This window comes from Gilvimarinus chinensis DSM 19667 (genome assembly GCF_000377745.1).
GTDB lineage: Bacteria > Pseudomonadota > Gammaproteobacteria > Pseudomonadales > Cellvibrionaceae > Gilvimarinus > Gilvimarinus chinensis.
In genome coordinates this window covers 216,294-241,105 of the sequence record NZ_KB898710.1, presented here as the reverse complement: position 1 = coordinate 241,105, position 24,812 = coordinate 216,294, and the positions used below count along the sequence as shown (strand labels likewise).

Genomic DNA, 24,812 nt, shown 5'->3' with positions numbered 1-24,812 from the left:
TGCATAGAGCGCAATGCGCTATTACTTATGCGAGTTACGGTGCTTGCGGATCGCCTCTTCAATGACCTTTTGAATACGCGGCTCCACCTGATCGCCAGCAGCACTGGGCCGACGTTCTTTTTTCGGCTCGATCGCAACCGGATCGGGAAAGTAGCGCAACATGACGCGGGACATGACGCCGGTCGCAATCACCAATAATGTTAAAAACACTATGACGGTGCCCATGCCATAAATCATGAGATCCGTGCCCTGCTGCAACAATGTTTCTTGCATAGCAACTACCTTCTGGAAATGACGATACCGATGCCTGTAAGGCCTCGGGCCCGCTAAAAACGGCCGAGCATTTTCTCTTATCTTTCATTAACTTACAAGACGCGAAAATCAAACTCACAATCCGTTAGGAACTTTTAGCTACTATTTCAGCGAAAATCGACCGATTTAGCTCAAATTTAACAGAAACTTCACGATTCAAATGCCGCTGCGAAAGACTCAAATTAAGGTAGAATGCCGCCCCAACTTATTCACAGCACCAAACTTTCTTTATGCGAATACACCTTGCCCCTATGGAGGGCGTCGTAGACTACTTAGTCCGGGACATCCTGACCCGCAACAATGGAATTGATCAATGCGTCACTGAATTTGTACGAGTTGTAGATCAACCATTGCCACGACGGGTGTTTCGCCGCCTATGCCCAGAACTGGATAACAATTGCCTGACGCCCTCAGGAACACCGGTAAAGCTGCAACTTCTGGGCGGTCAACCCGAACCTATGGCCGAAAATGCACGCCGCGCGGTACGTGCCGGTGCACAAGCCATTGATCTAAACTTTGGCTGCCCCGCCAAAACCGTGAATAAAAGTGATGGTGGAGCCTGCCTGCTACGCGACCCAAACCGAGTTTTTGACGTCGTCAACGCTGTCCGCAAAGCTGTCCCCTGCGACATCCCCGTCAGCGCCAAGATTCGACTGGGCTTTGCCGATCGCTCAAATTATATGGACAACGCCAAGGCCTGCGAAGACGCCGGTGCCGATGAATTGGTGGTACACGCACGATCCAAAGCCGACGGCTACAAGCCTCCCGCCTACTGGGACTGCATCGGCAACATTCGCCAGGCGCTGGCCATACCCATAGTCGCCAATGGCGAGATCTGGTGTATTGAGGATTACATTAAGTGTCGCACACAGTCCGGCTGTGAAGACATGATGCTCGGCCGTGGCCTGCTGGCTTGCCCGGACCTGGCTCAGCAAATAAAGGCCTACCACAGCGGCATTCACTTCAACCCTATGCCTTGGCATAGGGCCTGCCAAATCCTGCACGACTACTATCGCACCAGCCTGCCGATATACCCCCAAAAGTACGCGGGAAATCGGATCAAGCAATGGCTTATGTATTTACGGCTCAATTATTCTGAGGCCAGCGGTTTTTTTGACGACATTAAGCGAGAGCGTGATCCGGAAGCACTGGAGCAGGCCTTTCAGCGGCATCTATCAGGCTCAGCAAATAATTAATGCTTATTACGCTGCTCAAGACGGGGCTCTGAAACCGCCGTAAACTTGCCATCACGCCACTCAATCGCCTGGGTTGAACCATAAGGACCAAGAGACTTGATGTTGTGCCCCAAGTTTTTCAAGCCATCGCGCAAGGCATCACTGGCCACCGGCTCAAGGTATAAGGTGTTCGGCTGCCACTGATGGTGTATACGCGGGCTGACTAAAGCCTCATAAAGGGGTTTACCCAAATCGATATGCTGAACAATCGCCTGCACCACTTGAGTAATAATGGTCGGCCCGCCCGCTGCCCCCAGGGTCATAACCGGCTTACCGCCCCTTAATAAAAGCGTAGGACTCATACTCGACAACGGTCGCTTACCCGGCGCAACGGCATTAGCTTCACTACCCACCAGACCGTAGATATTGGCAACGCCTGGCTGGGCAACAAAATCATCCATCTGGTTGTTCATCACCACACCCGTCCCCGGAATGATCACCTTGGAGCCAAAGTCCGTATTCACAGTCGTGGTAATCGCGACCCAATTGCCATCACTATCCGCCGCTGCAATATGAGTAGTGTGCTTATCAAATAAGTTGATATCCGACCCCTTTGGCGTACCGTGCTGCACATTTTCCTGCACTCGCTCCAGGCTGATTGAGGCCGCACGCTTGCGGGCATACTCATCACTCACCAACCCTTTAGGTACATCGACAAAGGCCGGGTCGCCCAGCCAGTAGGCTCGATCAGCAAAGGCAAGCTTCATGGCTTCAGCGATAACATGATAGCGAGACACTTCATCCAGCTCGGCCAATTCAAACGTCTGCAGCGTGTTCAGAATTTCCGCCACATGCACGCCACCCGAGCTGGGCGGCCCAAAGCCAACCACTTCATAGTCTCGATACTGACTGTACACCGGCTTGCGGTGCAGCATCTTGTAGCGAGCAAAATCAGCGGCAGTTATCAGGCCTTCGTTGGCTTTCATCCAGCGCTCTACCGCCTGAGCGAACTCGCCGCGATAGAAATAATCAGCCCCCTCTTTGGCTAGAGCACGGTAGGTAGCGGCTAAATCTGGTTGCTGTAACAGGTGTCCGGCAGGCCAAGGTTGACCTTCGGCATTCAACAACACCGCCGCAGAACCTTCAAAACCTGCTAGCGTTTGCCGATGCCGCGCCAGACGATCGGCGTAAATCTGATCAATGGGGAATCCCTTCTGAGCCAACTCAATAGACGGTGCATACACTTTGTCACGGGCCAGAGCCCCCCCTTTTTTTAACATGTAGTCGTACACTGCCACCGACCCCGGGACCCCCGAGGCCAGAGCACCGGTGCGGCTTAAACCTTTAACCACCACCCCGTCGCGAACATACATATCACGACTTGCAGCAGCAGGAGCCATCTCGCGCCCATCCAACGCTTCTATGCTGCCATCAGCCCAGCGCACAATAGCGAAACAGCCCCCACCTATTCCAGAGTTATGGCCATCAACAACGCCTAACGCCAAGGCAGCAGCGACAGCAGCATCCACGGCGTTGCCCCCCTCTTTCAGCACAGTCATTGCCGCCTCGGTAGCACGTGGCTGAACCGTCGCAACGGCCGCTTTACCATCCGGCGTTACCTGAGCATAGCCCTGCATGCTCGCTGAGACTGGGGAAGCGTATATGAGCGCAGACAACGTCAACACAATCAACACACGCATCACTTTCTCCAACCTTAATGAATCTTGCTTTAGCTTAATCACTTTATCCAGATACAAACAGCCCCCGCTAAGCGGGGGCTGAAACAATCTCCAAGAATGCGAGGCAAGTCAACTCACACCCAAAACACACTGCCGCGCACACCTTCCAAGCCCATAAATGCACTGAGCTTGCCGCGCCGAACTACGCGAAAATTCATCAACATTAACAACAAGTACTGCTTTACCTTGCTCATTTATCTCAACAACCTCCGCACAACGTAAATAGCCCCACCCAAAAACAAAAAAAGCCCACCAAGAGCTGGCGAGCTTTTATTCTTTTTAATTTAATCACTCTATTGTAGCGCAAATAACACTGCCCTAAGGAGCAAAAAGCCACCCAAGACTCAAGCATTATCTATAAACCCAGGAGGCTTATAGATTGAGCGACTACCTCCAAGCTCTCACCATTATTGAGCAGCACCCTTCCTAAACAATACTTAAGGGCATAAAAAAGCCCATCCTTTACAGGACGGGCTTTAGTATATATGGCGCACTCGGGAGGATTCGAACCTCCGACCGCTCGGTTCGTAGCCGAGTACTCTATCCAGCTGAGCTACGAGTGCGTCGTTAGGAGGCGCGTATAGTAGTGATTCCCCCCCGCAAGGTCAAGCGCTTAAAAGAAAAAAATCTCTTTTTTCTAACTTCCCCACCCCTCTTGCTTAAGGGTTGAACAGGTTGATCATTGAGCGCGCAGCCAAAGCCCCAAAGCCCCTCACAATTGCCGCAAACAGTCCACAACAAAAACAAAGACTCAATGTTGCCGAAGAGGCCTCAACACTTAATCACTGAGCGACTCCCTTCAAGCGGTTCCATTTACTCCCGGCAAATGATCGAACGCTATTTCGGGGCTGATGTGCAGAGATGCACAAATGCCGCAACTGCAGGATGCAGAGGCGCGGCCGAACGCCTCCCGCCTACCTTTAACCCAATAAAAAACCGCCGAAAGTCAGTCGACCTTCGGCGGTTTTTTGTATGGCGGTGAGGGAGGGATTCGAACCCTCGAACGGTTTCCCGTTACACACTTTCCAGGCGTGCGCCTTCGACCACTCGGCCACCTCACCCGCATTAAATCAGGGGTAATGCCTGCAGCGGTTTATCCGCCGAAAACAATAAGTTAGCCCCTGTTTAAGAGGAGCGCAATCCTACATAACCGAAGGCATAAAATCAATTACTTATTAGTCCAATGCTGAAGTAATGGCGCTACATCTACAGCTTTAGGCTCGCCCGGTTGATTTACCGGTGTCCCCAGATAAATATAACCGACCAATTCTTCATGTGGCTTCAGTCCCAGTGCCTTCAATACTCTAGGGTGATACGCCATGTCCCCTGTACGCCACATGGCACCAAGCCCGAGAGCATAAGCCGCGTTGATAATGTTTTGTGCCGCCGCTCCTGCCGAGATGATCTGCTCCTGCCTGGGAACTTTAGGGTGCTCTTGAATAGAAGCAATCACCACCATTAAACAAGGGGCTCTTAGTGGCATATTGCGAAATTTTTGCTGAACACTTTCACTGACCGTAGCTGAATCGGCGAGCACCGCTTCACAAAACACCTCACCCAAACGATTGCGGCTCTCCTCTTGAACCAATAAAAACCGCCAAGGCCGAAGCAGGCCGTGATCTGCGGCCCGCACAGCCGCCCCGATCAACTGAGACAACTGCTCATCGGAGGGCCCCGGCTCTTGTAATTTAGCCACCGATACCCGCCGCGTTAAAGCCGTTACTGCGTCCATTAAAGCACTCCTAAATTACCCAAAAGCAATATTGTAGCAAGCCAAACCTGGCTTTCGGCGCAAGAGTTCGCATATATAAGCCGCTTGAACCATAATAAACCGACAAAAAGATCTCTCATTTATAACAATTATTCGAGGTTACCTGCTGATGCCATCAATTTTATTGATTGTATTGCTAGAAGCAGCCCTGGCACTTCTTGTGGCCGGGCTACTGATTTACCTGTATATACGAAAATTACGCAGACTGATTAGACGCCAACAAGAGCAGTTGCGCCTAAGCCTCGAGCGTTCAGCGGCGCACACCGAGCACCAAACTCCACTTGAAGACCAACTGAAAAACACCAGCAAACATTTCTTCAGCCAAGCCCCCGAGGGTGATATTAACACCCCCACAGAGAGCCTATCGCCCAGCGCACAATTAGCAGCCATTCACTATCACCTGCTATCGCACTTAGGGCCAGAGGCTGCCGAGGGAACATGGGAACAAGCTGGCGAGAAATTTCTCAATTTATTAAACGCAGAGCCCAATCAAGATCAAGCACTGGCAACAGCTGAAAAACGCATACAAAATCTAGAACAATTTAAAAAGCTATTTTTTGAAATGGAACAGCAGTGGGAAACTGCCCGCCTTGAGGCGCAGCACTACTACGAACAATTAATGGCCATGCAAGATGAAGTAGAAGATCCCGCAAAATTCAGCGCGCTCCTCAATCAATATAACAGCCTCTACGACGACATTCATCACAGCATTATCGCCGCCACCGGCTCTGAACCTACCTCAACCTCCAGTGTTGAGCCTGAACGCATCACCCTAACCCGTGCCGACCCACGTACCGCAGACGAGCTGAACAAACTGCGCAATGTAGCCGCCGATCAACACCGGATAATTAACAAGCTGCAACAGCAACTTCTGGACGCTAAAAGCGCAGAAGAAAAAGAAGCCGTGATCCAGCAGCTCCAGGACCAACTAGAACAACAACTTCGTTACGTGAAAGAATCAGAAACCTGTGTACAACTGCTAGAAAGCGAACTAGAAGCCAGCACTCAAAAACTCAATGAGCTTGAGTCAGCGCTGAATAACACCATCGACCAACAACACGAAATGGATGATATGCGCGCCACCCTGCATCAATTTACTCTTGAGACAAAAGATCTTTTAAACCACATCGACTCGCTTGAGAAGGAAAATCAGGTTCTAAGAGACAGCCAACAGGATGCTGGCCAGCAGGATTTACAGCAGCGCCACTCTCAGCTGGAGGCCCAATACGCCGAACTCGAAGAACGCTATTTGGATCTTCGCAGCAAGGGGTAACATAATCACCGCCAGCATAGACGTCTACAGCACTTAATGTATAAGATGTGGCACCAGATGACTCTGCCCTACGCGAGACCAAGACCCTGACGATGACTACAACCAACGACATCAAACACTCAGACACAACGCTGCAGCAATATTATTTTCGCACCCTTATGTGCTTTGCCACAGGCGGAACACTGGCAGCAATGATGGACTGGAAAGACATCAACTGGACCTATATTGCAGCGATTGTTTTTTTGCTTGCATACGCTTACGGCAGTTTTGTTTTTAGTCGTAATCAAGAGCCTAAACAACAGCAAAAGGTACAACGCTGGTTTACCTATGCCGACGCAGCCATTATCGGAGTCATCCTCAACTTAATTAACTTCTCTTTATTGCCCAGCATTTTGTTTTTCGCCATGGTTCAATTCAACGCGCTTTTGAATGGAGGCTTAAGGCGTTGGCTGGAGGATAACACCGCTCTCGCATGTGGGGTTGGGCTCAGTCTACTCATCCACAAACCACAGCTTATTTTTAACAGCAATTTCGAAATCAGTGCCGTCAGCTTGATTGGCATTCTTACCTATTTCCTTGCTTATGCCGCGTATATGCATCAGCGCTTCCACCGCTTAAAACTTAACAACGCCAAACTTATTAACGAGCAAAAATGGCATAAAATACGGGCCTACAAATTATCTCGTTATTTAGCTCCAGCCGTTTGGCAAGCCGTAAACCAGGGCCGCGATGAAACCCTGCAGGCCGAGCGCAAAAAAATCACCGTCTTTTTCTCCGATATCAAAGACTTTAGCCAGCTCTCGGAAGAGATGGAGGCCGAAGCCCTGACCGAACTTCTCAACCAATATTTGACGGAAATGACAAAGATCGTCACCCACTTCGGAGGCACCATCGACAAGTTTATGGGCGATGCGGTAATGGTGCTGTTCGGCGATAGCGCAAGCAAAGGAGTAAAAGATGACTGCTTACGCTGCGTACAAATGGCGATAGCCATGAAAAAACGCATGAAATCTCTACAGCAGGAGTGGTGGAATCAGGGCATTAAAAAGCCATTGCAAATTCGTATGGGAATCAATACCGGATACTGCACGGTCGGCACCTTCGGCACCTCAAGCCATTTGGATTACACCGTGCTCGGCACCCACGTAAACCTGGCAAGCCGCCTGGAATCCGCCGCTGACCCGGATGAAATTCTGATTTCCCATGAAACCTGGTCACTGGTAAAAGATTCGGTGCTATGCCGCGATAAAGGTGACATTACTGTTAAAGGATTCAGTGCACCGGTTAAAGTGTATCAGGTGGCTGGGCTACGCAAAGACTTGGGTCGCAATCAAACTTATTTTGAAGATCGGGCCGAGGGGTTTTCCATGTACCTCGACCTGGACAAAGTGAAAAATTACGATAAAGATCGCGTTATTACCGCACTTAAAAAGGCGGCCGAAAAACTCGACGACAAGGTTATTGTCTAATCAGCCTCAGTCTGGGAGCACTTTGCTTTGCCGTTGCGCGGTACGGGTTAATATCCAAGCCGCCGCGACGGGTGTAGCGCGCATAAACCTCAAGGGTTGTCGGCTGGCACTGAGCCAGCACATCGCAGAACATACGTTCAACACAGTGCTCGTGAAAATCCTGATGCTCACGATAAGACACAATATAGCGCAGCAACCCTTCAGGATTGATATTGACCCCGGTGCAACTGACCCACACACTGGCCCAATCCGGCTGGCCCGTGACAGGGCAATTAGATTTCAATAAGTTACTAAAGAAGCTGCCACCCTCCCCAGCGGTAGCTGACAGAAGGCTGGGATTGGGAGTGTACTCATCGATATGTATATCCAAATCGTCCAAGCAGGTGGCGTTAAGCGGAGCCCCCGCAAAGCCAACAAACCCCGCATCAACTTCATTCACTGAACGTAAACTCACGGTTACCGTGGCACCTGCAGCCTGAGATAAATCCTTCGTAATCAACGCCTGAACCTCAGCCGCGCCCGAAAAATGACTCTGATTAAACGAATTCAAATACAGCTTGATCGATTTGGATTCAACAATATTCGGGCTATCACAGGGCAGACAGAATTCGATAAGCGCCACCTGCGGCAACCCCTTAGCGTTAAGCCAGGAAAGCTCGTAGCCAGTCCAGATGTCTTCACCGAAAAATGGCAGCGCATCATTCAGCCCCAGCGCCTTACGAGACTCGCCGCGAGCAATGGGATACAACAAAGACGGGTCGTATTGCGCAACATAAGCGCTGCTTTTGCCCAGCGGGCTGTCTTTAATAGTCGCCATAAGATATAACCCTTTTAAGCCCGTAACCGCTTACCCGATTTCAGTAAATGCAAACCCACGGCAAACAACACGGCGGTAAATACGATCAACCCCGCAAACGCAAAACCCACATTTTCTCCGCCGGTACCAAGCATGCCATAGCGGAACGCACTGACCATATGCAAAATCGGATTTAAATGTGACACCCACTGCCAGAACTCAGGCAGCAAGCTCACGGAATAAAACACCCCACCCAAATAGGTAAGTGGCGTAAGGACAAACGTGGGCACAATGGATATATCGTCAAATGTATTGGCGTAAACCGCGTTAATAAAACCCGCCAACGAGAAAAATAGCGACGTCAGAAAAATAATACCCGCGGTTAAAGGCCAGCTATGCACCTGAATGTCAGTAAAAAACAGCGCGACTACCGTCACCAAGGCACCCACACACAAGCCACGGGCCATACCGCCGGCGCAGTACCCCAATAAAATAATCACATTCGGCGTCGGCGACACCAGTAACTCCTCTATCGAACGCTGAAATTTAGCGCTAAAAAAAGACGAAACGACGTTCGTATAAGAATTAGTGAGTACCGCCATCATGATCAGCCCCGGCACCACAAACTGCATGTAACTGATGCCATCCATCGTCCCGACTCGCGACCCAATCAACTTGCCAAAAATCACAAAGTACAGCGACATAGTGATAACCGGCGGTAACAGCGTTTGCACCCATATACGGGAAAAACGTTTGATCTCTTTACGAACAATGGTGCCAAGCGCCACCATCTGAGCATTAAACTCCATCGGTCCCCTCCCCTCGACTGCTGGCCACCAAAGAGACAAACAACTCTTCAAGACGATTGGCCTTATTACGCATACTCACCACTTCCAGGCCTTGCCGGGTTAGCTCGGCAAACAGATGATTCAAACTTTGCCCCTTTTCTACCTCTACTTCGAAAGAGTGCTCATCCACCCACTCGACGATATGGCCGGCCAGTTCGGGCGCTTTTTTTAGCTCGCCCTCAACATCAAACACAAAGACTTCTTTGTTCAGGCGCTTTAATAGCGATTTCATGCTGGTGTTTTGCACGATTTCACCGTGATCAATAATCGCCACATTGCGACACAGGCTCTCTGCTTCTTCCAGATAATGAGTAGTAAGAATGATGGTGGTGCCCTGGGCATTAATTTCGCGCAAAAACTCCCACATGGAGCGCCGCAGCTCAATATCCACCCCAGCGGTAGGCTCATCCAAAATCAACACCCGTGGCTCATGCACCAGCGCCCGGGCAATCATCAGGCGACGCTTCATACCGCCGGATAACATGCGCGCCGGTGTATCGCGCTTATCCCAAAGACCCAGCTTTTTTAAGTACTTGTCGGCCTGCTCGGCCGCTTTAGCGCGCGGCAAGCCATAGTAACCGCCCTGCTGCAGCACAATATCCCGCACTTTTTCAAACTGACTAAAGTTAAACTCTTGCGGCACTATGCCAAGCTCTTGTTTGGCAGAGGAAAAGTCGGTGTCGATGCTATGACCAAAAACACTTACCTCGCCCGCGCTTTTACGCACCAGCGAACAAATAATACCGATGGTCGTCGATTTACCCGCACCATTTGGCCCCAGCACCGCAAAAAAATCACCGGCCTGAACCTCAAGAGAAATACCCTTCAGTGCTTCAAAATTATTGCCATAGGTTTTGCGCAGATTTTTAATCGAAAGCGCAGCTGTCATAATAACCTCTGAAAGTTGATTACCGAACACACCCACTGGAGCCAAAATGTCCAACACCAGCGCCGCCGATACCTATCGCCACGCCATTCAACAACTATTGGCGCGGTTTATTCATGCCGTACAGCAGCAACCGCCCTTTATAGATGACGATGGCGACGAAGATGCACTGCAATATTTGCAGCAGCTGGAATCCCTACCTCGCCTAAACGGTACGGACTACGCCGAAACAGGGCAACTGGTAATGTGCCGCACCATAGCGGCTTACCCCCATCTGACGCCATTACTGCCGCGCGACTTGCTGTGGCACTTTGGTGGCGACTGCCTGCACTACATGCCCGACGAAGAAATTGAACTCTTTCAGCGGCTCGATGAACGGCTACACGACGCTATTCATTCGCAGGGATCTTTTGATTACGAACAAGAGCGCACTAAGGTGCTGGGCTTGCATTAGGCGGGAGAGTATAACAGTTGCACACTGGTAGGCGCGGGCTGCCAGTGTCGGCGGCAAATTTATTGCCTACATTGCCGCTACGGCAACAAGAATTAACCAAAATCATCCAAACAAACTGGGAAGATCAAAGCTAAACCAAAAAAGGGCCAGCGCAGTACGCTGACCCTTTTGAATTTGGAGCGGAAAAGGAGGCTCGAACTCCCGACCCCAACCTTGGCAAGGTTGTGCTCTACCAACTGAGCTATTTCCGCAATGGCGTCCCCTAGGGGAGTCGAACCCCTGTTACCGCCGTGAAAGGGCGGTGTCCTAGGCCTCTAGACGAAGGGGACGTAGGACTTAACCTAATTCTCTTTTAACATTGACACTGCCTGCCCTGTAAAAGGGAAGTGGAGCGGAAAAGGAGGCTCGAACTCCCGACCCCAACCTTGGCAAGGTTGTGCTCTACCAACTGAGCTATTTCCGCATGGCGTCCCCTAGGGGAGTCGAACCCCTGTTACCGCCGTGAAAGGGCGGTGTCCTAGGCCTCTAGACGAAGGGGACAAGCGTCTCGTCAAAAGAGGGGCGCATTCTAGATAGACCTGCACCGGCTGTCAACACTTTCGTCACGATTTTTTTTAAGAGCTTAAACAATGACTTAGAGACCCTGCCGAACTGCTCAAGATAGCCACAAAGCGCTCAAAAGGCGCTCAAACAGAACACCTGCCAGCGCTCCACATACAAACCTAATGCTGCGTAATGAGCCAAAATGCGCTACTCTCGGGCTTTGATTGTTCACCGGTAATACATAATGTCGTCAGTTTATCTGATCGCCGGGCTGGTATTTCTACTGACCGCGCTGGTCTGCTACGTATTTATCAACCAGCACTTGGCGAAAAAGCGCAAACAGCAAAATCGTATTCTTACCGCACTGCATAAACGCTTAGAGCTTTTTAAGCATATGGCGAAGAGCTTTCCGGTGGGGTTTCTATCCAATGACTTGCACAAGTTTATTTATCGGATTTTATGCAACACCAGCGAGCAGCTGATGAAGCTGGAGCCTCACGCAGGGCACGATGCCGAATTACAGCTATTCAATAAGCAGCTTGAAGACTTGCCCGGCAACGCCGAGAAAACCCGCTTAACGTCTGCACAAGCCTCCCAAATTCGTCCGCTACTGCAAGAGCTGCAGCGTTACATTTCCAACCAAAGTGAAAAGGGACGACTGGCATCAGCGGAAGCATCCCATTACAACACACAGATTCGCCGCCTGCTGCTGCAAAGCACCATCGACAGTTACACCCAACAAGCTAAGCAGGCACGAGCCGACAACAAGCTTCGCCTGGCTATCCACTACTACACCTTGGCGCATAAGCTGCTATTAAAAGAAGCCGCGCGACAGAATGTAAAAAAACAAGTGGAGCAGCTCAGCGCTATTATTAACAAGCTGGAAGCCGAGTATAACGCCCAGCAGGCGACTCCCGACCCCACCATAAAAGAAGAACAGCAAACGCAAAAGCAATGGGAAGCGTTTGAAGAAGATGATGACTGGAAGAAAAAACAGATTTACGACTAACTCTTTTCTTCCAGGTCAATCGACGCTGAGTTGATACAGTAACGCAAACCTGTGGGCTCGGGCCCGTCGGGGAAAACATGCCCCAGATGGCTGCCACAGTTTTTACACAGCACTTCGGTGCGACGCATGCCATGGCTTGCATCAAACTCTTCGTGAATGACTTCACCATTAACCGGCGCGTAAAAGCTGGGCCAACCACAACCGGCATCAAACTTTGTCTCGGCTTCAAACAAGGTTTCACCGCAGGCGCGGCAATGGTATTGACCATCGGCAAATACATTCCAGTAAGCGCCAGTGAACGGGCGTTCGGTGCCCTTTTCCCGCAGCACGTAATACTCTTCGGGGCTGAGTTTTTCGCGAAAATATTGTTCTGAGAACTTATCGGACTCGGACATAACGATTTCCTTGACACCTACGCCCGGCAAACAGGATGATTGTTACCATTTGGCGTACATTCAACACGCCGGGCTCACATTATTTGAAGGCAGTTTACTGTAAATGAATACGATTAAAAAATCCGACAAGCTCAACGGTGTTTGCTACGACATTCGCGGCCCCGTTCTTGAGCACGCCTACCGGCTGGAAGAAGAAGGCCATCGCATCATGAAGCTGAACATCGGCAACCCTGCGCCGTTCGGTTTTTCGGCCCCGGATGAAATTATCCAAGACGTCATTTACAACCTTCCCAATGCCGAAGGCTATGTTGCCTCACGCGGCCTTTTCGCGGCCCGTAAAGCCATCATGCAAGAGTGCCAAAAACTGCGTATTCCCAACGTAGACATCGAGGATATTTATCTCGGCAACGGCGTTAGCGAGCTGATTGTGATGTCGATGCAGGCGCTGCTCAACAACGGCGAGGAGATGCTCATTCCCGCCCCGGACTACCCACTGTGGACCGCGGCTGTAAACCTCGCCGGCGGTAAAGCCGTGCACTATCTGTGTGACGAGCAATCGGACTGGTACCCGGCGATTGATGACATCAAAGCCAAAATCACCGATAAAACCCGCGGTATTGTGTTGATTAACCCCAACAACCCTACAGGTGCGGTCTACAGCCAGGAAGTGCTGGAGCAAATCGTCAAACTGGCCGAAGAAAAAGGCCTGATTATTTTCGCCGACGAGATTTACAGCAAAATTCTCTACGATGACACCGAGTTTGTGCCGCTGGGACGGCTGGTACGCGACACCCTCTGCATCAGCTTTAACGGCCTATCAAAATCCTACCGCTTAGCGGGCTTTCGCTCGGGCTGGATGATTGTCAGCGGTGCCAAACACAAGGCGAGAAATTATTTAGAAGGCATAGAGATGCTGGCCTCCATGCGTCTGTGTGCCAATGTACCGGCCATGTACGCTGTGCAAACCGCACTGGGTGGCTACCAGAGTGTTAACGAGTTGATTATTCCCGGCGGCCGCCTGCGTGACCAGCGCGACGCGGCTCTGGCTGCTCTGGCCGATTTACCCGGCGTGAGCTGTGTAAAGCCCAAAGGGGCGATGTACCTGTTTCCGAAAATCGATTTAAACCGTCACAAGATTATCGACGACCAGCAAATGGTGTTGGATTTTCTAATCCAGGAAAAAATTCTGCTGGTGCAAGGCACGGCGTTTAACTGGCCCGAGCGGGACCATATTCGCATCGTCTTTTTGCCCCGTGAAGATGAACTCACCCGAGCCATCGAGCGTTTCGGCCACTTTATCGAACGCTACACGCAGTAACCGGCAGGAAAACCAATGGGTGATATTCATATCAGCGACTTTCATAAAGACACCGCCAAAGCGCTCAATGTGTTGTATGGCTGCTTTCCACGCAAGCTAACGCTGTTTGTGGAAGACATTGCCGGGCCAGACTCGCCGGATGAGTTTGGCCTTCACAGCCCGCGGCACATGGCATGCTTGAGTGCGTTAATTTGGCTCGCCGATGAAGGCTATATCCGCTACGAGGACACCATTCGGCAGGAGGCGGTAGACCAGGTCACGCTAACCCATAAAGGTTTTACCTTGCTGAGCGGCTTTATCAGCTGCCGCTCGCGCCTGGCAAATCAGGCTACGCACATTAATGCGCAACTTGACCCGATCCTGGACAACAGTGATATCGACGGAGATTTTGCCCCGGCCATCGACCTCGTGCGCGCCGCCCTTAAAGGTGGCTCATCAAACGCGGTGGATGCCATTATGCAGATTCTGCTAAACCGCTAACGCATGGCGACATAACGGCCAAGCATCACAGCGAGCCCGGATACCGGTAATGCAATAGCTTTAACTGACGTTCGGGCTCGGCATCGGGAAAATCCGCCGAGCCCGGCAAGCGCTCCACAAACTCGGCGGCCGGGCACTCTGCGGCGAATAACTCCGCGATAAATTCAGGCCCAAGCTCCGGGGCGTTTAAGCAGGCCAGCACCTCCCCACCGGAGGGCATCAATTCAGGAAGGCGTCTCACCAGTTTGGCATAATCTCTCGTGGCTACAAAACTGCCTTTTTGGAAACTGGGCGGATCAAAAATAACAATATCGTAAGGTCCCGGGCGCTTCACCCTGCTCCACGACTTTAAAATTTGCTCGGGTAAGAATTGGCTGCGCTTTTTGTCGAGCCCATTAAGGTGATGATTATCACGCCCCCGCGCCAGCGCCGATTTACTCATATCCACGTTCACCACACATTCGGCACCAGCCGCCACCGCCACCACCGAAAACGCGCACGTATAGGCAAATAAATTAAGAATGCGCCTGCCATTCGCCCGCTGCTCCAACCACTGTCGCCCCGGCTCCATATCGAGAAAATAACCCGGGTTCTGCTGCCCGTTGAGCGCTAACTGAAACCGCACATTCCCCCGGCGGGCACACCAGTGCTCGGGCATTTCACCGTAAAAAACCTCAGCTGGTGCGCCGGGCAAATAACGCCGCTGCAACAGCACACAAGCCGCACCTTTTGCCAGCAGCGGTGCCAAATCATTCATGATTTGGGTTAAATCACTGTCAGCGGCCTCTGCAAACAGCGTCAGTACGATGACCGGATGGTAATAATCCAGCACGATATGCTCAAAGCCCGGGTAGCACTGACCGCGACCATGAAACAAGCGGCGACTGTCAGGGGTGTGTGATTGGTCGAAATCGGCCAATAGCCGCGCCAGGGGCGCAGAATCAAGAATCAATGCGTATCTCCTACCGGGTAAAGAACGTGGTTTTGGTAGCCGGTAACGACCGTCATCATGCCACGGAGGGTATTATCAAGCTCAGGGTCATTGGTATCCACCAACAGCGGCCGCCCCTGCAGGGCTTTTAGCTTTTCCGTGGTGGCCACCACTTTTATATTGTCGCGACCCACGCGGGCAATGATATCGCTGGCCAGTTGCTGGTTGCCGCGCCCGAAAATATGCCCCTGGCCGCCAATGGCGGTGACAATAATACTGACTGGTCCGTGGTGATTATCGAGTTCGCAGCGGATCTGCGCAGCGTTGACATCGCTGGCAATCAGCTCGCCGCCTCTCAGCATATCCACCCCCAACAGTGTGCCCTCAAGCCCCAACTGCTGCAAAATCACATAGGTGGTTGAGCCCGGCCCAACCAAATAAAGGTTTTGCGGGTCTAGGCCCTCAATGACGCCTTCAGCCACATCCAGCTGCATCAGCTCATCAATGTCCGCCCCAGCGTTTTTAACCTGCTGCAGAGCATCCGGCGCCTCGGGCACCAGCAATTCACTGTAGTGGCGCGCTTTTACCCTGCCCCGGCGAAATGCCTGTTCATCGATATCGCGCACCTCACGCTCCAGCAAAGGCGCCCACTGGCCCGACGCCAAGCGTTGCAAGACTCGGCCCGCCGCTTCAGGGCTGGTTGTGTAAACGCCGGAGTGGATTTTTACTCCAGCGGGAACCCCAAGACACGGCACCGATACACCGACGGCATCGGCAATATTGCGTGCGGTGCCATCGCCTCCGGCGAAGACAATTAAATCCACCTGCGCGTCTTTACAGCAGCGTGCAGCGTTGATGGTATCCTGCGCGCTTGTCACGGCACCGGCTGGACTGCCGAGTAGCTGGTAGGAAAAGCCCATAGTGCGAGCCAGCCACTCCCCCATCTCACCGCTGTAAGTAACAATACGCAGCCTGTCGGTATAGGGCTGCAGCGCGGCTAAAGCGCGCTGCATTCGCCGCGGCGCTTGCGCCTCTACTCCCGCTTGCTGCGCCTGCGCCAGCGTATCCGGCGCATCACTGCCTTTCAGGGCAAGACTACCCCCCAAGCCAGCCAAGGGATTAATGATCAAACCTAGAGTGAGCATGGTCATAAATATTTCATAATTGCCGGCTATAGTGGCTGCAGACACGCGTTCTCACGCATCTGTCAGTCTCTTTCATTGTTCAAATGAAACCCTAAAGCCGCTAGCGATTTCGCCAGCGGCTCTTTTTTAATCTCCTCCGCTAGTTGATAATTATTGAATTCACGCCGAATCGCGTAGTGCTTGCGCAGTAAATCAAACCCCTGCCCCAAGTCCACCCCGTGGTCGCGGCTTTGCCTTGCCAGTTTACGCATGGCGCGGTCATCGTCTTCAATGTCATACACCTGCCCCACCAAATCGCAAATTACCGCCCAGTCGGAGGCCTTGATATCGGTGTGCAGTTGATTGTTAGCCACGGCGGGTGTGACATCGCCAAGGCGGGTTTGCTCTGCCAAGCCAAAATGCTTGCAGAACGCCTGGTAAATCATGGAAGTTCCCTTAAGCTTGCCATCAAAGCTGTAGCCGGCAATGTGGGGCGAGCCCAGCCGCACATGATCCAGCAGCGGCAAGGCGAATTTCGGTTCGGTTTCCCATACATCCAACACCACTTGCAGGTCCTCACGAGTGCGCAGTACCTGTAACAATGCCTGATTGTCCACCACGGGCCCGCGACCACAATTGAGCAACACCGCCCCGGGCGCGAGCTGCATCATTTTTTCTTTGGTCAGTAAGTGACGGCTGGGGTACGGCCCAGTGGTTGTGAGCGGGGTGTGCATACTGACGATATCCGCCTGCAGCACGTCTTCAAGCTCGGTTAAATCCGGATTGTCCGCCGCCGTTAAAAACGGATCATAGCAGCGGCACTCTACGCCCTGGGCTCTTAACGCCCGGTAGAGCGCACCGCCAACGTTACCGCAACCAATGATTCCTACAGTGCGGTTGCGCCAATCAACGTTCAAATGACATAAGGCAGCATAGACGTACTCAACCACCGAATTGGCATTGCAGCCGGGCGCATTGGTAAAAGCGATACCCTGCTTTTGCAGATAGCTTTGATCCAGATGATCCATACCGATGGTGCAGGTGCCCACAAACTGAATGTCCGAGCCCGCCAGCAAGGCTTCGTTTACCTGCGTAACTGAACGCACCAGAAGCGCCTGAGCGTCGCCCAGCTGCTCTCGTGTCAGCGAGCGCCCGGGCACTCGCGTAATCTCGGCGTCGGCAGCAAAGAACTCTTCCACCAAGGGGATGTTTTCATCGGCAATTATTTTCATCGGGTTTTATCCTATCTATCCATCAAGCGCCGCGCCCTTTTAGCAACAGCGGGCCAGCCCATACGCTGGCAAAAATCGGTAAAAGTCTCCGTATCAGGCTTCTTCCAGGTAATCTCGGCAGGACTTTTAATAAGCGCCAAATCACCTTTTAGCGTCACCAGTTGCAAGGCGAGTGCGATTTGCGGTTTGAATTCAGCCACTTTTAGTGCCAGGCTGCGAGCCCCACGAATGGGAAAATCGGCAATCTGGCCTGGATCTTCCAGCAGTTGCTGCAAACTTCGCCCCTGGTTCAACAGCGCGGCAGCGGTTTTTATACCGACACCGGGCACCCCGGCAATATCATCTGAGGCATCCCCCACCAAAGCCTGCAATTCGGCCATTTGATCTGGGGGCACGCCAAAACGCGCTTTAACATCTTCACCAAAGTGCTTTTTCTCAGCACTGTAATCCCATAAAAAGTCTTGCTCGCGGGCGAGAATTTGCCCCAAGTCTTTGTCCCTGCTGAGCACAGCGATGGCCGTATCCTCCGCCGTGCAATCAGAATAAAGACTGGCCAATAAATCGTCGGCCTCGTAGGTGGTGCTGGCAAAGGTGCGCACCCCCAGCAATTGCGTCGCCGTTTTACAGGCCTCTAGCTGAAACGCCAAGGCCTCGTCGGGCAGCGCACGCGAAGCTTTGTAATCCGGCGACAGTTGATACCGAAAGCCGGACCCCAAACTCTCATCAAAACAGGCGGCAACCCAAAGAGGGTTATGCTGCTCAAGAAAGCCCAACAAAAAATTCGTATAGCCGTAGACCGTTTCGGTGGAATGGCCATTATCCTCACAAAACCAGTTGGGCGGCATAGAGAAATAGTAGCGAAAGATGTAAATCGAGGCGTCGATCAAACACACGGGCGCCCGGCTCAAAGTGCGTCCCTCTTAAACGTATCGCCGCCACCCAATAGCTGAGCAACGTCCAAACCCGGCCGATAAAAACTCAACAACCCCTGCGTAAAGCGTGCGGCGCGCGGTGCCAAACCGTGCTCGCGCAGCCCCTGCAGCTGGCTGAAAATGGCATCTTTAAAATCATCGGAGGGCCCCAGCCCTAAATTCAGGTTATCGGCACTGACTCGGAACCGATACCCAGCTGCGGCCGAAAACACCCACTCCAGCGCCTGCGGTCTGGCCTCTACCCGCTCAAACTCTGCCTGCTGGCTGGCGCTGCGGCCATCTGGCGCGTACCAGTATCCGTAGTCTTCAAGCTTTCGCCGCGCCGGTCCCGCCACACACCAGTGCGCAACCTCGTGCAAAGCACTGGCAAAATAGTCGTGGCTGAAATAAATACAGGCGGGTTGGCCCTGATCTGCCGGCGTATACAGCGGCTCGCTGGCACCACCGGTTAAGCAGGTGGACTCGCTTTCCTCGAAACAGGAATTAAAAATCCGAACCAAAGCGTGGCAATTGTGAGTAACTTGGTGGGCAAAAGCAGTCAAAATCTCAAACTCTGTGGCGCGGTCAAAAGTGCGCTTTGCATCAGTGAAAAATGTTTAGGGAAAATTTGCATCACAAGTATTGTGCTATAGCGGTTTAGGATATACCTTATGTAGTGATGGCGCGAAATTTTCCGGCAAGCCTTCCCGACGCCGCCTTCGGCGATGTCATCGGCCTCATCCAGGAGGTGTATTATGAAGACCCCCACAAAAAGCCACAACGACAATGTCGTGGACTTTTTCTCTGGCAAATCCTATCGCGAGCTTCACGACGAACGTTTTATTCGCCTGTCGCCCGAGTTAGACGGCCTGGAGATGCTCTACTCCAACGAAAGCAACCCCGACAAATTGTTTAGCCTTAAAGTGCTCGCCTGGGGCCTGCGCGCCAACGGTGAGGTGGTGGGCCTGGTGCCCTGGCTCAACGATATAGTGGCCTGCACCGATGTGTTCGACCCACTGAACGGTCAATGGGAGGGGTACTACGACGCCGGTATAGACGAGGTGTTTTTCGACGCGCCCATGCACAAAATTATTGAGCTGGAAACCGCCGCCGAATACTACGAGCTTGAGTGCGACAATGATGACGATGTCGTGCAAGAGCTGCCGGACACCATTGGCACCCACGCGGTTCTGGCCAATGAAACCACCCATCAGTTAACTCTGGTGGAGGTTGTCAGCTGGCGTCTGCTGCACGATGGCAATATTTACGGCATGCTTACCGATGCCAGTAAAGTCAGCAGCACGCCCGTATTACCCGGTGACGACTGTTTGTACTCGGCGCAGCTTAACGATGAATTTCGTTATTTTTTCCAGCATCAAATCGCCAACAAAATCAAAGCGGAAGACCCGGAAGCTTTGGCGGCAATTTCCATGCTAGTTGACGAAAACTAAGTAAGCCTCGCATCTAATATCTTAACCCGACAATTATCACTGGCGGGTTAACACTCTTCTTTTTTCAGCCGAATGGTGTAATTAAACACACCTTCGGCTTCGCCTTGTTCCAGCAGTTCGTGCCCTAAAAACAAACAAAACTTGGGAATGTCGCGCGTCGTTGATGGGTCCGTGGCCTTGACTTCAATAACCTGCCCCGCCGTCATTGAGCGCACGGCCTGATGCAGCATCATAACGGGCTCTGGACACAATAATCCGCTGGTGTCTAAAAAATTATCAATCTCTTGTTTCATAGCGTTAGATCATCTATCAATTTACGGCTGCCCCGAGCATCCGTTGCTAAACTTTAACGTGATGCAACTTGCACTGTTGCGCCCGTTTACCCCAACACCATTTCTAACAGCGACGAGTTGCAGGTACCGCAAGGTGCCGGTTTTCATGGCGTTGCGCGCTTGTGGCGCGGGAGTCTGTATCATGCCATCGCTGTATCAAAGCTCTATCGAAAAGCCCATCTCATTGCTCGGGTTTAACCACCACACCCTGCAGTTAACCGCTGTTTTACTACGTGAACCTCAACCCGCGCTGGCCAACTCTTTGACAAAACTCTTACAAGAGCAGCCTTTGTATAGAGAGCAACGAATTGATGTTTATGAACTTTTCAACTGTCTGGGCGCCACCCAAATTGGCGACATTATCGCCTCGCTCACCGAGATAGGAAATGGCTGGCTCAACACACCTCTGCACTCGCAACAATCCATCCAGTCAATCCACAAACTGCTTAACGAATGGATAAAACTGGCTGAATGGATAATTCAACACGGCGAAATACACTAGCACTTTACCCCTTTCGCCTTTACGGTTTTACGTTACAATAAAAGCACAGGCGCCATTGTATCGGACGTGCGCCTAAACCGGTATAAAAGGCTAGCTCCGCAATGATTTACGTTTTGGTTGAAAGACACATCGCCGATGGCATGGAAGGCAATTACGATTTAGCCGCACAACAAGCGTTGGAAGCGGCGCACCGTGCCCCTGGCTTTATCAATGGCGAGACACTGGAAGACATCCAAAGACCCAACCATCGCTATTTGTTGTCGAAGTGGCGCTCGCTGCACGACTGGAAACAGTGGTACTACAGCGACGAGCGACATGACACCTTAAACCAGCTTAACCCCACCCTTGCGGATTTTGAAAAAATCACGCTATTGAAAAAGTAATCAGCTCGTTATCCGAATATGGCCGGTCACCTCTTCCCGGTCATGGTAAAGCTGGCGAAACGCCAACTCGGCACTCAGCTCGTGCTCAGCAAACAGCGCCTGCAGCCGTTCGCGCAGCTTTACCACTTCGGCGTAGCGCTGCTTCATGGGCAGTTTTAAATTAAATACAGCCTCGCGAAACTGCCCCTGCACGGCCCTTTGGCCGATCATTTGCGCCACCCGAGCGGGTTTATCGGCGATATCGCACACCAGCCAGTCCACTGGCTTTTTGGGCTGGTAAACAAATCCATCCACCACATGATGCTTTACCTGGCCCGTTTCCATCAGCGAGTCGGCCATGGGGCCGTTATCGACCGCATCAACGAACATACCGCGATTCACCAATTGCCAGGTCCACCCGCCGGGAGCAGCGCCTAAATCAATGCCGCGCATACCACCGGCCAGGCGCTGCTCCCATTCGGCGGCGGGAATAAAATGATGCCAGGCCTCTTCCAGCTTTAAGGTGGCCCGGCTAGGGGCCTGCGAAGGCTGGCGAAGCCTGGGGATGCCCATGGCCCAACGCGCGCTGTTGGCTAGCGGTGACACGCCCAGTAGCGCTTCACTGCCTGACAAAAACAGCAGGTGTAAACGCAACTTACTGCCCGCACTCAGTAGCGAGTGCGCCTTTAAGCCTTGAGTAAACGGCCTGGCAAATTTCTTACTTAATCCCGACAGCGCTTTGCCGTCGTTAGTATCTAAAGTTTCGCTCCACCATTCGCAACACGCTGGCAACTTTTGAGTTTCAGCCAACAGTGGTGTCAGGCGGTCCGTGGGGTCAGGTAACGCAACCGGCGTACCAGCGAACCACTGGCGAGCAAAAATAAGATCGGCAAACATTAGCTGACGAATCAGTTTATAAGCACCCTCTGGCTCGTGTGTGACGTAAGTGACTAAGGCAGTACCGGGCTCGGCTTTGCTGTAACCAAAAAAACCAGCGGCGTTGGCCAAATCGGTGATTTCAGCGGCGCATTCTTTTTCAAAGCCGGGGCGGCAATGCAGATACAGGTGGTTCACGAACCTTCTCCAGATAAAATAAAGTCTGCGGTCAACTGTGCCGCGGTGTGAATGTGTGATTGATGGGTAAAGCCACTTTTTACTCTGGGCTTTAGATCATGATCGCCATCATCCAGCCAGTGCACTTTCACCGTTGGCGCCAATGAGTAACCAGCCACTTCTTCGCGGTTGCCTAATTTATCTCGACTGCCTTGGATAATCAGCATCGGCGAAGTTGATTCCTGTAAGGGCTCAAGGCGCAATTTTTCGGGCTTAGCGGGCGGATGAAAAGGATAGCCAAGGCAAATCACCCCCGCCTGCTCGCGCTCAACGCTCAGCGTAGCAGCCATACGCCCGCCCATGGATTTACCACCAATAAACAACCGCTCATTAGCCAATGCATCCAGCACCCTATGCCAAGTCTCTAACAATATCGGCTGGCGATCGGGCGGGCGCTTTTTACCGCTATTGCGGCGCTCTTGCATATACGGAAATTCAAAGCGGCATACGCTGACCCCTGCAGCCACTAACGCGGCGCTGTAGTGATTCATAAACTCACTGTCCATAGGCGCGCCAGCCCCGTGAGCCAAGGCCAACACCGGCGCCTTGGCAGATGAGCGCTCGAACAAAAGATTGAGTTTATTCATCCATAAGCCCCATAGCCTCAGCCTCGCGTTTGGCCACCAAAGTTGTGGTTTCCATGGCAGGATCAAAGACGATCACCACCTCTTGGCGCTTTAGCTGATCGCGCAGCTGAGTGACCTTGGTACCCAGCTCAATCTCACTTTCGCCATAATCGGTGCCCTCGCGGGTAATAAATTCTTCTAACAAAGCCTGTAACGTACTGACAGGTAAATGCTGGTAAGGAATGATCATACTCGCCTATGATATGGTTATGGCCTTACTACTCAACGGCCCTTCGTGCGTGACACAACAATAAGGAACTCTTGTGAATCAGTATCTCGTTCTTACCGTTATCAGCGACGACCGCCCCGGTGTGGTACAAAAACTGGCCAAGGTAATCAATGACCACCAAGGCAATTGGCTGGAAAGCCGTATGTCTCATCTGGCCGGTAAATTTGCGGGTATTCTACAGGTTGGCGTGGCCGAGGAACATTGCCAGGCACTGCAACAGGCGCTCAAAGGTTTGTCCGGCGACGGACTGCAAGTGGTGGTTGAGACAGCCAGCCCCACAAACTCAGCCGAGCACAAAGCATTTCACTTTAGTGTCGTAGGACCGGACCGAACCGGCATTGTGGTGGAAATTTCTCAAGCGTTTGCCGAGCGCAACATCAGCGTCGACGAACTGGAAACCGACACCTCCAGCATGCCCTGGTCTGGCGAACCCATGTTTGAAGCTACCGGAGTTATTCACGTGCCCGCCGGAGTCAACCTCAACGACCTGCACGACAATCTGGATGTTATTGCCGATGAGCTCGCCGTGGACATTCGCCTGGAAACACCGCCTGCGGAACAATAGTAAAGGCGCTAGCGATCCAGCTATACTGAGTTTGCACTTATTCAGCGGATTCTCTCAATGCGAGCCAGCCCCACGTTTTTAGTACGGATACTTATGTTTCTTGGCGGCTTTAGTCAGGTTAACGCTCAAGAGTTGGCGCCCAGAGCTTACTGGCCAGCGCCAGAGGGAACCAACGTTGCGGTAGTAAGCTACCAGCACTCGCAAGGCGATGTACTCGCGGACCCGTCCACCCCGGTTGAAGGCGCCGAAGTAGAACTCAATTTTCTGTCGCTGACCTATCAACGCACCTTTGATCTTTTCGGTCGTACCAGCAGCCTGCAGTTAAATTACCCGTTCGTGCACGGGGATTCCGAAGGCTTCGTCAACGGCGAATTTAAACAGCGCTCCATCAGTACCGACGCGGACCCCCGCGTTCGCCTCGCCATTAACCTTGTTGGCGCACCCAGCATGAACGGCGAACAATTTAAGCAGCTGGTGGAAAACCCCGAGCTGATTGTGGGCGCCAGCTTCATGGTAAGCATTCCCACCGGTGGATACGACAGCGACCGGCTGTTTAACGCCGGTACTAATCGCTGGGCAGCAAAGCCCGCACTGGGTTTTATTGCACCCATCAGCGAACGCTGGTTGTTTGAAGGAGAGTTCGGCGCGTGGTTTTACGAAGATAACGACGATTACCTCAATCAAACCCGTAGCCAAGAGCCCTTACTATCATCAGAATTTCATTTGGTGCATGTACTCAAAAACGGCACTTGGGCCTCTTTTGACATCAACTGGTACAAAGGCGGCGCCGCCACGGTGGGTGACGGCCCCCAGCAGCTTGAGCTGCAAAACTCCCGCGCGGGACTGACACTGCTGCACCCGATACACCGCAAGCACGCCCTGCGCGCGGCCATTAGCACAGCCATTGAATCCAAAATTGCCGGCGACTACGACAGTGTTAGTTTGAGCTATCTGTATATTTGGTAA

The 24,812-nt window shown here is 52.2% G+C and carries 28 protein-coding genes and 6 tRNA genes; 12 read left to right on the top strand and 22 right to left on the bottom strand.

Annotated features, from left to right (window positions below; all coding sequences use genetic code 11):
- Nucleotides 1-21: 21 nt before the first annotated feature.
- A complete protein-coding gene (locus tag D568_RS0114585) occupies nt 22-273 on the bottom strand; it encodes an OadG family protein (protein ID WP_020210345.1) in 252 nt (83 codons plus the stop codon).
- A 269-nt stretch (nt 274-542) separates the two neighbouring features.
- Here D568_RS0114585 and D568_RS0114580 point away from each other — a divergent pair, with 269 nt between their 5' ends.
- On the top strand, nt 543-1,508 hold the full coding sequence (locus D568_RS0114580) for a tRNA dihydrouridine synthase (RefSeq protein ID WP_026287067.1): 966 nt from the start codon (nt 543-545) through the stop codon (nt 1,506-1,508).
- Here D568_RS0114580 and ggt read toward each other — a convergent pair.
- The 4 genes from ggt to D568_RS0114555 form a co-directional block, all read right to left on the bottom strand.
- On the bottom strand, nt 1,505-3,187 hold the full coding sequence (ggt, locus tag D568_RS0114575) for a gamma-glutamyltransferase (RefSeq protein WP_020210343.1): 1,683 nt from the start codon (nt 3,185-3,187) through the stop codon (nt 1,505-1,507). The two genes, D568_RS0114580 and ggt, sit on opposite strands and share 4 nt — an antisense overlap.
- Nucleotides 3,188-3,712: 525 nt before the next feature.
- Nucleotides 3,713-3,789: transfer RNA gene (locus tag D568_RS0114565), tRNA-Arg, on the bottom strand.
- A gap of 410 nt (nt 3,790-4,199) precedes the next feature.
- Nucleotides 4,200-4,287 (bottom strand) — tRNA-Ser (locus D568_RS0114560).
- 107 nt (nt 4,288-4,394) lie between these two features.
- Entirely contained in the window at nt 4,395-4,958 is a 564-nt protein-coding gene (locus D568_RS0114555) for a nitroreductase family protein (RefSeq protein WP_020210341.1), read from the bottom strand.
- Between the two features lie 148 nt (nt 4,959-5,106).
- On the opposite strand from D568_RS0114555, the gene D568_RS0114550 reads away from it, so the two are divergent.
- Nucleotides 5,107-6,270, top strand: a complete 1,164-nt coding sequence (locus D568_RS0114550) for a coiled-coil domain-containing protein (protein ID WP_020210340.1) — start codon at nt 5,107-5,109, stop codon at nt 6,268-6,270.
- A gap of 92 nt (nt 6,271-6,362) precedes the next feature.
- A complete protein-coding gene (locus tag D568_RS0114545; protein WP_020210339.1) occupies nt 6,363-7,739 on the top strand; it encodes an adenylate/guanylate cyclase domain-containing protein in 1,377 nt (458 codons plus the stop codon).
- Here the strand turns inward: D568_RS0114545 and queF are convergent.
- Genes queF through D568_RS0114530 form a run of 3 tightly spaced genes read right to left on the bottom strand, consistent with a single transcriptional unit; the run spans nt 7,729 to nt 10,272 of the window.
- The gene (queF, locus tag D568_RS0114540; protein ID WP_020210338.1) at nt 7,729-8,556 is read right to left on the bottom strand and encodes an NADPH-dependent 7-cyano-7-deazaguanine reductase QueF; all 828 of its coding nucleotides are present in this window, start codon (nt 8,554-8,556) and stop codon (nt 7,729-7,731) included. The genes D568_RS0114545 and queF overlap by 11 nt on opposite strands.
- Before the next feature lie 14 nt (nt 8,557-8,570).
- Nucleotides 8,571-9,344 carry an ABC transporter permease gene (locus D568_RS0114535; protein ID WP_020210337.1) on the bottom strand — a complete coding sequence of 258 codons (774 nt, stop codon included), beginning with the start codon at nt 9,342-9,344 and terminating at the stop codon, nt 8,571-8,573.
- Nucleotides 9,334-10,272: an ABC transporter ATP-binding protein gene (locus D568_RS0114530; RefSeq protein ID WP_040516913.1), complete on the bottom strand. Its 939-nt coding sequence runs from the start codon at nt 10,270-10,272 to the stop codon at nt 9,334-9,336. Before D568_RS0114530 ends, D568_RS0114535 begins: the two co-directional genes overlap by 11 nt.
- Before the next feature lie 46 nt (nt 10,273-10,318).
- Here D568_RS0114530 and D568_RS0114525 point away from each other — a divergent pair, with 46 nt between their 5' ends.
- The gene (locus D568_RS0114525; RefSeq protein ID WP_020210335.1) at nt 10,319-10,723 is read left to right on the top strand and encodes a PA2817 family protein; all 405 of its coding nucleotides are present in this window, start codon (nt 10,319-10,321) and stop codon (nt 10,721-10,723) included.
- A 175-nt stretch (nt 10,724-10,898) separates the two neighbouring features.
- Here the strand turns inward: D568_RS0114525 and D568_RS0114520 are convergent.
- The 4 genes from D568_RS0114520 to D568_RS0114505 all read right to left on the bottom strand — a co-directional run bounded on the left by D568_RS0114520 (nt 10,899) and on the right by D568_RS0114505 (nt 11,263).
- Nucleotides 10,899-10,974 (bottom strand) — tRNA-Gly (locus D568_RS0114520).
- 2 nt (nt 10,975-10,976) lie between these two features.
- Nucleotides 10,977-11,052, bottom strand: a tRNA-Glu gene (locus D568_RS0114515).
- A gap of 58 nt (nt 11,053-11,110) precedes the next feature.
- Nucleotides 11,111-11,186: transfer RNA gene (locus D568_RS0114510), tRNA-Gly, on the bottom strand.
- A gap of 1 nt (nt 11,187) precedes the next feature.
- Nucleotides 11,188-11,263: transfer RNA gene (locus D568_RS0114505), tRNA-Glu, on the bottom strand.
- 247 nt (nt 11,264-11,510) lie between these two features.
- Between D568_RS0114505 and D568_RS0114500 the strand changes: the two genes are divergently transcribed.
- On the top strand, nt 11,511-12,275 hold the full coding sequence (locus D568_RS0114500; protein WP_020210334.1) for a hypothetical protein: 765 nt from the start codon (nt 11,511-11,513) through the stop codon (nt 12,273-12,275).
- Here D568_RS0114500 and msrB read toward each other — a convergent pair.
- Nucleotides 12,272-12,670: a peptide-methionine (R)-S-oxide reductase MsrB gene (msrB, locus tag D568_RS0114495; RefSeq protein ID WP_020210333.1), complete on the bottom strand. Its 399-nt coding sequence runs from the start codon at nt 12,668-12,670 to the stop codon at nt 12,272-12,274. The genes D568_RS0114500 and msrB overlap by 4 nt on opposite strands.
- Before the next feature lie 103 nt (nt 12,671-12,773).
- Between msrB and D568_RS0114490 the strand changes: the two genes are divergently transcribed.
- Together D568_RS0114490 and D568_RS0114485 are read left to right on the top strand one after the other, a co-directional pair.
- On the top strand, nt 12,774-13,988 hold the full coding sequence (locus tag D568_RS0114490; protein WP_020210332.1) for a pyridoxal phosphate-dependent aminotransferase: 1,215 nt from the start codon (nt 12,774-12,776) through the stop codon (nt 13,986-13,988).
- A 15-nt stretch (nt 13,989-14,003) separates the two neighbouring features.
- Nucleotides 14,004-14,468: a hypothetical protein gene (locus D568_RS0114485; protein ID WP_020210331.1), complete on the top strand. Its 465-nt coding sequence runs from the start codon at nt 14,004-14,006 to the stop codon at nt 14,466-14,468.
- A 25-nt stretch (nt 14,469-14,493) separates the two neighbouring features.
- Here the strand turns inward: D568_RS0114485 and D568_RS0114480 are convergent, their stop codons facing one another.
- From D568_RS0114480 to D568_RS0114460, 5 genes are read right to left on the bottom strand one after another with little or no spacing between them, the layout of a single operon-like run.
- The gene (locus D568_RS0114480) at nt 14,494-15,420 is read right to left on the bottom strand and encodes a class I SAM-dependent methyltransferase (protein WP_020210330.1); all 927 of its coding nucleotides are present in this window, start codon (nt 15,418-15,420) and stop codon (nt 14,494-14,496) included.
- Nucleotides 15,417-16,550 (bottom strand): ATP-NAD kinase family protein, encoded by a 1,134-nt coding sequence (locus tag D568_RS0114475; protein ID WP_245551641.1) that lies wholly within the window; start codon nt 16,548-16,550, stop codon nt 15,417-15,419. Before D568_RS0114475 ends, D568_RS0114480 begins: the two co-directional genes overlap by 4 nt.
- A gap of 56 nt (nt 16,551-16,606) precedes the next feature.
- The gene (locus D568_RS0114470; RefSeq protein ID WP_020210328.1) at nt 16,607-17,755 is read right to left on the bottom strand and encodes a 4-phosphoerythronate dehydrogenase; all 1,149 of its coding nucleotides are present in this window, start codon (nt 17,753-17,755) and stop codon (nt 16,607-16,609) included.
- Nucleotides 17,756-17,766: 11 nt separating this feature from the next.
- Nucleotides 17,767-18,663: a 5'-3' exonuclease gene (locus D568_RS20285; protein ID WP_020210327.1), complete on the bottom strand. Its 897-nt coding sequence runs from the start codon at nt 18,661-18,663 to the stop codon at nt 17,767-17,769.
- Complete coding sequence (locus D568_RS0114460) at nt 18,660-19,229, bottom strand: elongation factor P hydroxylase (RefSeq protein WP_020210326.1); 570 nt, start codon at nt 19,227-19,229, stop codon at nt 18,660-18,662. The genes D568_RS20285 and D568_RS0114460 overlap by 4 nt, the downstream gene beginning before the upstream one ends.
- A gap of 192 nt (nt 19,230-19,421) precedes the next feature.
- Between D568_RS0114460 and D568_RS0114455 the strand changes: the two genes are divergently transcribed.
- On the top strand, nt 19,422-20,117 hold the full coding sequence (locus tag D568_RS0114455) for a hypothetical protein (protein ID WP_020210325.1): 696 nt from the start codon (nt 19,422-19,424) through the stop codon (nt 20,115-20,117).
- A 47-nt stretch (nt 20,118-20,164) separates the two neighbouring features.
- Here D568_RS0114455 and tusA read toward each other — a convergent pair whose 3' ends face one another.
- Nucleotides 20,165-20,410, bottom strand: coding sequence for a sulfurtransferase TusA (gene tusA / locus D568_RS0114450; RefSeq protein ID WP_020210324.1), 246 nt, complete (start codon nt 20,408-20,410; stop codon nt 20,165-20,167).
- Nucleotides 20,411-20,555: 145 nt separating this feature from the next.
- Between tusA and D568_RS0114445 the strand changes: the two genes are divergently transcribed.
- Together D568_RS0114445 and D568_RS0114440 are read left to right on the top strand one after the other, a co-directional pair.
- The gene (locus D568_RS0114445; RefSeq protein WP_020210323.1) at nt 20,556-20,951 is read left to right on the top strand and encodes a hypothetical protein; all 396 of its coding nucleotides are present in this window, start codon (nt 20,556-20,558) and stop codon (nt 20,949-20,951) included.
- 101 nt (nt 20,952-21,052) lie between these two features.
- Nucleotides 21,053-21,334, top strand: a complete 282-nt coding sequence (locus tag D568_RS0114440) for an antibiotic biosynthesis monooxygenase family protein (protein WP_020210322.1) — start codon at nt 21,053-21,055, stop codon at nt 21,332-21,334.
- On the opposite strand, the gene rlmM is transcribed toward D568_RS0114440, so the two are convergent.
- The 3 genes from rlmM to D568_RS0114425 are packed head-to-tail and all read right to left on the bottom strand — an operon-like array spanning nt 21,335 to nt 23,242.
- Nucleotides 21,335-22,387 carry a 23S rRNA (cytidine(2498)-2'-O)-methyltransferase RlmM gene (gene rlmM, locus D568_RS0114435; RefSeq protein WP_020210321.1) on the bottom strand — a complete coding sequence of 351 codons (1,053 nt, stop codon included), beginning with the start codon at nt 22,385-22,387 and terminating at the stop codon, nt 21,335-21,337. It lies immediately after the preceding gene.
- The gene (locus D568_RS0114430) at nt 22,384-23,013 is read right to left on the bottom strand and encodes an alpha/beta family hydrolase (RefSeq protein ID WP_020210320.1); all 630 of its coding nucleotides are present in this window, start codon (nt 23,011-23,013) and stop codon (nt 22,384-22,386) included. The genes rlmM and D568_RS0114430 overlap by 4 nt, the downstream gene beginning before the upstream one ends.
- Nucleotides 23,006-23,242: a YheU family protein gene (locus D568_RS0114425; RefSeq protein ID WP_020210319.1), complete on the bottom strand. Its 237-nt coding sequence runs from the start codon at nt 23,240-23,242 to the stop codon at nt 23,006-23,008. The genes D568_RS0114430 and D568_RS0114425 overlap by 8 nt, the downstream gene beginning before the upstream one ends.
- A gap of 73 nt (nt 23,243-23,315) precedes the next feature.
- Between D568_RS0114425 and D568_RS0114420 the strand changes: the two genes are divergently transcribed.
- Both D568_RS0114420 and D568_RS20280 read left to right on the top strand, forming a co-directional pair.
- Nucleotides 23,316-23,846, top strand: coding sequence for a glycine cleavage system transcriptional repressor (locus tag D568_RS0114420; protein ID WP_020210318.1), 531 nt, complete (start codon nt 23,316-23,318; stop codon nt 23,844-23,846).
- Nucleotides 23,847-23,903: 57 nt separating this feature from the next.
- On the top strand, nt 23,904-24,812 hold the full coding sequence (locus tag D568_RS20280; protein ID WP_083915374.1) for a transporter: 909 nt from the start codon (nt 23,904-23,906) through the stop codon (nt 24,810-24,812).

Bases quoted from the DNA above. Each gene is read 5' to 3' on its own strand.
- D568_RS0114550 (WP_020210340.1), top strand. From the start codon at position 5,107: ATGCCATCAATTTTATTGATTGTATTGCTAGAAGCAGCCCTGGCACTT.
- D568_RS0114585 (WP_020210345.1), bottom strand. From the start codon at position 273: ATGCAAGAAACATTGTTGCAGCAGGGCACGGATCTCATGATTTATGGC.
- D568_RS0114425 (WP_020210319.1), bottom strand. From the start codon at position 23,242: ATGATCATTCCTTACCAGCATTTACCTGTCAGTACGTTACAGGCTTTG.
- D568_RS0114535 (WP_020210337.1), bottom strand. From the start codon at position 9,344: ATGGAGTTTAATGCTCAGATGGTGGCGCTTGGCACCATTGTTCGTAAA.
- D568_RS0114490 (WP_020210332.1), top strand. From the start codon at position 12,774: ATGAATACGATTAAAAAATCCGACAAGCTCAACGGTGTTTGCTACGAC.
- D568_RS0114445 (WP_020210323.1), top strand. From the start codon at position 20,556: ATGGCGTTGCGCGCTTGTGGCGCGGGAGTCTGTATCATGCCATCGCTG.
- tusA (WP_020210324.1), bottom strand. From the start codon at position 20,410: ATGAAACAAGAGATTGATAATTTTTTAGACACCAGCGGATTATTGTGT.
- D568_RS0114430 (WP_020210320.1), bottom strand. From the start codon at position 23,013: ATGAATAAACTCAATCTTTTGTTCGAGCGCTCATCTGCCAAGGCGCCG.
- D568_RS20280 (WP_083915374.1), top strand. From the start codon at position 23,904: ATGCGAGCCAGCCCCACGTTTTTAGTACGGATACTTATGTTTCTTGGC.
- D568_RS0114525 (WP_020210335.1), top strand. From the start codon at position 10,319: ATGTCCAACACCAGCGCCGCCGATACCTATCGCCACGCCATTCAACAA.
- D568_RS0114545 (WP_020210339.1), top strand. From the start codon at position 6,363: ATGACTACAACCAACGACATCAAACACTCAGACACAACGCTGCAGCAA.
- D568_RS0114440 (WP_020210322.1), top strand. From the start codon at position 21,053: ATGATTTACGTTTTGGTTGAAAGACACATCGCCGATGGCATGGAAGGC.
- D568_RS0114455 (WP_020210325.1), top strand. From the start codon at position 19,422: ATGAAGACCCCCACAAAAAGCCACAACGACAATGTCGTGGACTTTTTC.
- D568_RS0114530 (WP_040516913.1), bottom strand. From the start codon at position 10,272: ATGACAGCTGCGCTTTCGATTAAAAATCTGCGCAAAACCTATGGCAAT.
- D568_RS0114555 (WP_020210341.1), bottom strand. From the start codon at position 4,958: ATGGACGCAGTAACGGCTTTAACGCGGCGGGTATCGGTGGCTAAATTA.
- D568_RS0114475 (WP_245551641.1), bottom strand. From the start codon at position 16,550: ATGACCATGCTCACTCTAGGTTTGATCATTAATCCCTTGGCTGGCTTG.
- D568_RS0114485 (WP_020210331.1), top strand. From the start codon at position 14,004: ATGGGTGATATTCATATCAGCGACTTTCATAAAGACACCGCCAAAGCG.
- queF (WP_020210338.1), bottom strand. From the start codon at position 8,556: ATGGCGACTATTAAAGACAGCCCGCTGGGCAAAAGCAGCGCTTATGTT.
- msrB (WP_020210333.1), bottom strand. From the start codon at position 12,670: ATGTCCGAGTCCGATAAGTTCTCAGAACAATATTTTCGCGAAAAACTC.
- D568_RS0114500 (WP_020210334.1), top strand. From the start codon at position 11,511: ATGTCGTCAGTTTATCTGATCGCCGGGCTGGTATTTCTACTGACCGCG.
- D568_RS0114580 (WP_026287067.1), top strand. From the start codon at position 543: ATGCGAATACACCTTGCCCCTATGGAGGGCGTCGTAGACTACTTAGTC.
- ggt (WP_020210343.1), bottom strand. From the start codon at position 3,187: ATGCGTGTGTTGATTGTGTTGACGTTGTCTGCGCTCATATACGCTTCC.
- D568_RS0114470 (WP_020210328.1), bottom strand. From the start codon at position 17,755: ATGAAAATAATTGCCGATGAAAACATCCCCTTGGTGGAAGAGTTCTTT.